The following is a 7,301-nucleotide window of genomic DNA, read 5'->3' as shown; positions in this document are numbered from 1 at the left end:
CAATAAAAATGATTAAACAATTAAACCAATGAGTTTATTTGTTGTGCAGATGTTAATGTGAGGGGGGCTAACGGGTTAGCCTCTTTAAGTATCACGTACGGCTAACGTCTCATTAGATATAGGAAATAACCACCACCAATAAGAGAAGCGAGCAGGCCAGCTGGGAATTGCCAAGGAAACCAGAGGTTACGCCCAACCCAATCCGCCAGTACCATGACTATTGCACCGAGTAAAGCGGCGGTAAGCATTTGCGAACGCGGTTGGTATTGGTGCAGGCTCCGTGCCATATGGGGTGCCAGTAAGCCGATAAAACTCAAAGGACCAATCACTATCGTACAGAGTGTGGTTAGAGCAGCCACAAGCAACAGTAAGACCAAGCGAACTCGAGTCGCGTTCATGCCAAGGTTGCGAGCGGTGACTTCGCCCAACTCGATGATCGCGATCCATCGTTCGAGCAACAATGCCACTATAGCTACTAGCCCAACACCCACTGCTAATAAATAGATATCGGAAGTGGCGACTAAATAGGTAGAACCCGAAAGCCAAGTCAGCAGTGCTGTGGCGTTGTCATGGCCTGAACTCATCACTACACGCAGTAGGGCATCTAACCCCGCGCTCAAGGCTATTCCCGTTAGTAGGGTTTGGCTTGGCGAAAAATTGTGTTTGCGCCCGAGGAGCCAAATCAAAGCGGTAACGGTGAGTGCACCGACGGTTCCTAATAGCATCTGTTCATCGCGTTCCATCGCGGTCCCAAAGGTACTACCGATCACTATCGCGAGTGCCGCTCCGGAGCTAAGTCCGAGTACTTCTGGGCTTGCCATCGGGTTATTGGAGAGACGTTGGATGAGGGTACCAGCCAGCCCCAGCCCTATACCGGCAAGAAGTGCGGTGAGTACACGAGGAGCACGAAGTTCTAGCAGTATTGGATTGAGAGTTAGACTCCACCCCGCTTGCCCTTGCCCAAACACTAACCCGCATAAGGTTATTGTACTCAGTAGACTTAGCAGAATAACGAAAATCCGCACGCAGCTGACTTTTCGATAGTGCTCAATCGGCTCTTCACGAGCCCGAAGTTCGGAAGGTAGCTGAGTACGTTGTAGTAACCACAATAGGAACGGTGCTCCCAGTAAGGCCGTCATTGCACCTGCTGGCAGCAGTTCCCCCCCGACACCAGAGAAAGGTTGAATAGCTAAATCGACAATCAACAGCATGAGTGCGCCAATCATGCCACTACTCAGTAATTGGGGGGTGAGCTGTCGTATCCCGAGTAATCGTGCGATGGCAGGAGCGACGATGCCAATAAAGCCGATCAAGCCGACTTCGCTGACCACAGCGGCAGTAATGAATATTGCCAGCCCAAGACAGATAAGTTTCATCTGTTTGATATTGACGCCCAAAGACGACGCTATACCATCGCCAAATTGCAGTGCGGACAGTGGGCGTTGCAGCATAAGTAAGAGTAATGTTGGTAGCGCAATTAAAGGCAATAGCAATGTTGTACTGCTCCAGCCATTTTGGTTAAGTGCCCCCGCTCCCCAAACAAAAATACTGGTCAGCTTCTGCTCATGCAGCATGATTAGCATGATATTGAGTGAGCCAAAGAAAAGGCTGACCACCATGCCGGCTAAGATCATGTGCAGTGGAGCAAAACCACGACTAGCACTGAGCAAAAAAACCAGTGTTGTGGCTAAGCAGCCACCTAAAAAGGCAGGTATGAAATTAGGGATGGCCAATCCAGTTGGCAGCAGCAACAGGCTTAAAACTATACCGAGCTCTGCCCCAGTCGCGACGCCGAGTGTGGTTGGTGATGCGATGGGATTGCGTAGAACAAATTGCATTACACAACCTGCTATAGCGAGGGCAAACCCACAGATCAGAGCGACACAAAGCCGTGGCAGATAGGTCAAATGGGTAATGACATGTTGATAATTGTTTGAGTCAAAGTGCCACACCGTATTCCAGATCAGCGTAATGCCTTGCGAATAGGGTGCTGTCGCTTGTAATAATGCGACAATAAAACAAAATAATGCCACCAAGAGCAAAGTGGTCATCGATAATTTTATTTTGTTGGACTGGGGAAGACTTATGGTCGGGATCATTGCACGATCAACCGCTCAGTAATGTGGTCACTAAAACGCTGCGCAGCAATTAGGCCACCAAAGGTCCAGACCGGAGGAAGTTCGTAGACAGCGTCTTGACGTGTAAATGCCATGACCTGCCAGAGTGGAGAGGTTTGTAGTACTCGGCGATCTTGTGGTTTTAGTGGACCAAACAGCATCACGCGGCTTTGTTGATATTCGGCAAGTTTTTCTAAGCCCGTAGTGGTAAAGCCCCATATATTGGTCTGCTCTTGCCAACTATTCTTAAGCCCCATGGCAGAAATGGTGGCTTGGGCCAGTGAACCCTGCCCATGAATGCGCAATGTCTTATCGTTAATAAAACGTACAAAGAGCAGGCTTTTATTCACCTGAGATTGTGAGCGAATTTTTTCACCATTGGCTATTAGCTTGGCTTGAGTTTCCGTAATCACTTGCTCTGCTTGTTGTGTTTTTCCAAACAATTGACCTAAAAATCGAGTGGTGGATTCCGCTGCGTTAAGTGGCTGTTTTTTTTCATTATAGAGAGTAAATACTACCACAGGTGCAATTTTATTGAGTAATTCATAAGCGGGTGCCATCTGCTGACTTATCAGAATTACATCGGGTTTGAGTTCACTCAGCAACTCGATATTCGGCTCGCGTCTTGAACCGACATCGACGGCGTTCGCATTCGGTGCCGGTTCAACCACCCATTCTTGATAACCTTTAAGATCGGCCACACCTTGTAGCTCCACTCCTAAGCTCAGCACCGTTTCAGCTAATGCCCAGTCAAGCACGATGACTTTCTTTGGTGGACTGGTAAAGAAGGCGCTGCCCATTTCATGTTGAATTTCTAAGGCGTGTGTATGAAATACTAATAGAGAAAGCAGCAGAGTGATAAACGTCTTCACAACAGAATCCTTTTGTTTTGATTTAAGGGATGTAGCTAATCATTTGACCAGTGCGAGGGTGAGTAAAAATAGCTAGCTCCATGCCATAGATTTGCAGTAACGTTTCGCGATTCATCAGTTGTTCTGGCGTGCCGTGCGCGATGACTCGACCGGAATGTAGGGCGATGAGATGGTCACTGAACTTAGCGGCCATGTTTACATCATGAAGCACCATGATGACTGTCAGTGCTAAGCTTTGGTTGAGTTCACGGAGCAGTGTCAACAGTTCGTGTTGATGGGCCACATCAAGGGCTGAGGTTGGCTCATCGAGCAACAGAGTTTGACTTTGTTGAGCGAGTAACATAGCAACCCAAGCCCGCTGTCTTTCCCCTCCAGATAGGGTTGCTACAAAGTTATCTGAAAATCCACTTAAGCCTACTTTGGCAATGGCTTCATCCACAATAGTGTAATCTTGCGCATCATAACGTCCCAAAGCTCCTTTCCATGGGTAGCGGCCAAAACAAACTAACTCGCGCACCGTAACCCCAGCCGTCATCGGTGGATGTTGGGGTAAATAAGCGACTTGGTGGGCAAACTCGATATTATTCAGGGTATAGGCGGGCTGATCACCATAGAATACCTGGCCTGAAGACGGTTTATTTTGTCTACTGAGCAATTTAATAAGGGTAGATTTTCCGCAGCCGTTATGACCGAGCAGAGTCGTGATTTTACCAGGCTCGAAGGTCAGATTTGTGGATGAGAGAATAAGCTTCTCATCAATGTTAAATGTGGCGTCGACAAGTCGGAACATAATGTAATGGAAAATTGATTTATTGGTTACCAGTAGGTTATGTTAACATGATGGAATATAAATGATAATTGTTTTTATTGTCATTTTTCGTATTGTTAGGCCGTGATATTGATGGTTTAACATAGCTCAACAATAGCGGCTATCACTATGTTTCTTTTAAAAAAACAGTCTTACCAATTGAGTGTGATTGGCTTGTCGGCAGCATTAATGGGAATTGGCCAAAATGGGCTTTTGGTTTCACTGCCTTTTTTGGTCGAGCAATCGGCGTTTGATCTTCCCACTTGGTCTATTTTGATCGCTCTCGGCAGCTTTTTATTTTTGCCTTCTGCGCCATTTTGGGGGCGGGTTAGTGATAAACATGGCCCTAAACATGTGGTGATTCAGGCTCTCGTTGGTATGGCAGTGAGCTTTTTCTTGTTGGCTCTGTTTGCCATGGCCAGTCGAGAGTCCGCTTCCATTTTTATGTTATGTTTGATTGGACTTGCGGTAGCGCGGATTATTTATGGCTGTACGGTATCGGGTATGGTGCCTGCTAGTCAGCATTGGGCGATATTATTGTGTGGTGAGCAGCATCGTTTGCAAGCGATAACATCCGTCAGCATTGGCTTGAGTGTGGGACGCTTGCTTGGTCCGGTTATTTCACTGCTCGCCCTAAAAGCGTCGCCGTTTGCACCTTTCTTAATCATGGTTTTATTACCGATGGTTGCGCTTCTAGGTACCTGTTTTCTACCCACACCGTCGATGTTGTCAACTGATAATCGATTGCCTGCATCATTGCCTTGGTTTCCTAGTCGTCGATTGTGGCGTTTTCTCGCCAGTGGATTGCTGTTATGTAGCGCGATTTCTTTGCTGCAATACAGTTTCTCTCCATTGCTCAGTGCAGTGACGAAATGGCCGACGAGCCAAATTAGTGACGCGATTGGGTTGCTGCTTACTATCAGCGCAGCATGTACTTTTGTAACTCAAGTGATGGTTATTAAGAAAAAGAAACTCTCACCAGAGCATATGTACCGTTTAGGGGCTGGGTTGGTGGTGGTGGGCTTCGCCTTATTTTTAGTCACTCAAGTCTGGGTATTACCTCTGGCTATGGTGTTTATTGCATGTGGTGCTGCGTTGCTTGTGCCTGCTTATACTACCGCCGCGACGGCCCAATATTCGGATGCACCCGGAGCTGTCGCGGGTTATATCTCTATGTCACATACCATCGGCTATGGTTTAGCTTCTTTGTTAGCTTTTAGTGCAACTCTTTCACCACATTACCCAATTTACCTGTGTGTTCTTTTTGCATTATTGATTATGTGGACGGCTTTTGCCTCGACCTCATCTAAGTCAGTTCATGCTGAAGGGCGCTCTTAGTCTTATTATCAGGATGTCTTGGGCAGTTCTGACAAAGTTTGCGCCCTTGGCATTTATACACCAAACAACAACTGGTTCGAACGTGTGAGACAGCCTGAGTGTCAGCGTTGTAGCTTAAAGAGTGTATTAACGTTTTTGGTAAGTTACAGGCTTCTAACCAGAGATGAGCTTGTGCTAATAATTCCGTCCTAGAAAGATCCGGGTAGAACTCCTGAAATTGGGTCAAGCAGTTCAACACACTGTCAGCAAAAAGATGCTGGGTGAAGCCTGGACGGATACGAGTCCATGTTTCCATCTCGTGGCGAAAATATTCGAACAGTTCACTCAACTCTTTGCCTGCCTGAGCAATAAGATCTTTTTGCTCACCTTGCTGGTATTTCAATGAGTTGAAGTGAAAACCACTGACAAAATTAGGCTGAACGTTCTGGGCGATAGAAGATAACTGCGGTAAACCTCGACAAGCATAAATCGCGACAAAAGCGACATAGACCGGCTGCCAGCACAGTAGTGTCCAAGTACGCGTTAGCCAGTAGGCGGATCCTGCTTCAGGATGAGCGGCTTGCAGATTCCAATAGAGAGTTTGAATATGCGCTGAGCTAAGGTGATCCCACTGAATTATCGGCTCTTGTTGATCTGAGTTCGATGAAAATCTACCGTTAAGATAAGGGGTTACTTTACTCGATTTTTCAAAGAGTTCTTGAAAGAAAACGTGCTCGGTCATGGATTTGGAGTCTGAGATGATAACAGTACCGTCAGCTTAAAGAAACAGCACTAAAATTGCAATTGATTCTCATTTGTATTTTGGTTTTGGCCAATGTCATACCTTAAATGATGAACCGTATCTTGATCTTAATACGACGAAGTTTGAGCAATGACAGACTTTTTAGTGATCAAACCCTCGATAAGCTAAATATCGCCAGCCTCTTTCCAACGGCCCTTGCCCATAGTGACGTTGCCAGAAATCAGCAAACCACACTTGAAAGACGGTTAATACAATGACTAAGGCCATCAGCTCTGGCCTACCAAGTTGCCCCCATAACTGCGGAGCAAGCCAAACAAAGATCAGATAAACCATGACGCTTTGTAATATATAGAGCGTAAATGCCATTCTGCCCACTTGCTTCAATAAGCGAACCAACACATGGTGATGGTTGGCGAATAACATCAGTAGTGAGCAGTAACCAATCGCTGACAGCAACCCCGTCAACATCATCAAAAGTATCGTCGAGAAGCCAACGTCTAAGCTCAGCCAGAATGTTATCCGTAGCTGCTGTACACCCCATCCTGAAATTAATCCGAGTAGTAAGCAACCAAGTCCCCAAGGTAGCCAGCAACTTTGTTGAAAGAAACCGTTTTTGTACAGCAAAATACCGATCAGCATTAAGCCGGTGTTATACCAAAGCACGGTTAATGGAATAAAGAGTAAGAATTGTGCAAAGTTGATGGTTTGTGCCAATAATCGGTCTGGGTAACTGGTCCATGTTTGTTGCAGTGTCGTGAGGTCTGTTCCACTCAAGGGTAGCTCTGCGGTGAAAATTGGGATGTCGTGATACATCAGTAGGGCAACGAAACCCAGCATCACCAGTTGGCTTAAACCCATCAGTACGAATGCCAGAACGCATTGCTTTTTGCTGCTGAGATCGAGTAAGCGTATCAGTAAAAATCCACAGCAGGCGTATAGCGTTAAAATATCGCCTTCAAAAAGTAAAAAACCATGCAAAAGGCCAAACAATAATAACCAACGTAGCCGTGATGATAATCTAGCCCGTGCTGGAAGGTTTTTTGCTAGCGCACTTTGATACTGAATATACAATCCCACACCAAACAGCAGGCTGAAGATCGACATAAAGCGGCTCTCAAACAACAGGCTTTGTAGGTGATACACAGGCACTTCCCATGTTGATAAGCCTTCGCGCCAAAATGGGCTGTAATAGGCCTCAATAGGGGTTGCCATCGCCATGATGTTCATAAACAGTATACCGAGAACGGCAACCCCTCGGATAAAATCTAGGCTTTCAATGCGTTCAGCCATTGTATTTCCCTTTGCTACTACCAACAGAAAAAGCGCTGAGCTTCGAGATTTTAATTACTTGAATCTACACGTTTTACTGGTCTTAATCACTTTTATTATACGAGTAAACGTACCTGATTGTCGTCATTTAAGTC

6 protein-coding genes are annotated in these 7,301 nt (G+C 46.1%); 1 reads left to right on the top strand and 5 read right to left on the bottom strand.

Features of this window, described 5'->3' with window-relative positions:
• Positions 1 to 101 precede the first annotated feature (101 nt).
• Genes fhuB through CAG60_RS02455 form a run of 3 tightly spaced genes read right to left on the bottom strand, consistent with a single transcriptional unit; the run spans position 102 to position 3,779 of the window.
• On the bottom strand, positions 102 to 2,051 hold the full coding sequence (gene fhuB / locus CAG60_RS02465; protein WP_161438196.1) for a Fe(3+)-hydroxamate ABC transporter permease FhuB: 1,950 nt from the start codon (positions 2,049 to 2,051) through the stop codon (positions 102 to 104).
• 44 nt (positions 2,052 to 2,095) lie between these two features.
• Positions 2,096 to 2,989, bottom strand: coding sequence for an ABC transporter substrate-binding protein (locus CAG60_RS02460; protein WP_161425207.1), 894 nt, complete (start codon positions 2,987 to 2,989; stop codon positions 2,096 to 2,098).
• A gap of 22 nt (positions 2,990 to 3,011) precedes the next feature.
• Entirely contained in the window at positions 3,012 to 3,779 is a 768-nt protein-coding gene (locus CAG60_RS02455; RefSeq protein WP_161425206.1) for an ABC transporter ATP-binding protein, read from the bottom strand.
• A 147-nt stretch (positions 3,780 to 3,926) separates the two neighbouring features.
• Between CAG60_RS02455 and CAG60_RS02450 the strand changes: the two genes are divergently transcribed.
• A complete protein-coding gene (locus CAG60_RS02450; protein WP_161425205.1) occupies positions 3,927 to 5,135 on the top strand; it encodes an MFS transporter in 1,209 nt (402 codons plus the stop codon).
• Here CAG60_RS02450 and CAG60_RS02445 read toward each other — a convergent pair.
• Both CAG60_RS02445 and CAG60_RS02440 read right to left on the bottom strand, forming a co-directional pair.
• Positions 5,104 to 5,856, bottom strand: a complete 753-nt coding sequence (locus tag CAG60_RS02445; protein WP_161425204.1) for a siderophore ferric iron reductase — start codon at positions 5,854 to 5,856, stop codon at positions 5,104 to 5,106. The genes CAG60_RS02450 and CAG60_RS02445 overlap by 32 nt on opposite strands.
• Before the next feature lie 162 nt (positions 5,857 to 6,018).
• A complete protein-coding gene (locus tag CAG60_RS02440; RefSeq protein ID WP_161438195.1) occupies positions 6,019 to 7,167 on the bottom strand; it encodes a DUF418 domain-containing protein in 1,149 nt (382 codons plus the stop codon).
• Positions 7,168 to 7,301 lie beyond the last annotated feature (134 nt).

It is taken from the genome of Vibrio sp. V33_P6A3T137 (assembly GCF_009904835.1).
In the GTDB taxonomy this organism is placed as follows: domain Bacteria; phylum Pseudomonadota; class Gammaproteobacteria; order Enterobacterales; family Vibrionaceae; genus Vibrio; species Vibrio metschnikovii.
This window is presented reverse-complemented; position numbering and strand designations above follow the sequence as displayed.

Excerpts from the sequence above, each read along its gene's own strand:
- CAG60_RS02455 (WP_161425206.1), bottom strand. The coding sequence starts at position 3,779 with ATGTTCCGACTTGTCGACGCCACATTTAACATTGATGAGAAGCTTATT.
- CAG60_RS02445 (WP_161425204.1), bottom strand. The coding sequence starts at position 5,856 with ATGACCGAGCACGTTTTCTTTCAAGAACTCTTTGAAAAATCGAGTAAA.
- fhuB (WP_161438196.1), bottom strand. The coding sequence starts at position 2,051 with ATGACCACTTTGCTCTTGGTGGCATTATTTTGTTTTATTGTCGCATTA.
- CAG60_RS02450 (WP_161425205.1), top strand. The coding sequence starts at position 3,927 with ATGTTTCTTTTAAAAAAACAGTCTTACCAATTGAGTGTGATTGGCTTG.
- CAG60_RS02440 (WP_161438195.1), bottom strand. The coding sequence starts at position 7,167 with ATGGCTGAACGCATTGAAAGCCTAGATTTTATCCGAGGGGTTGCCGTT.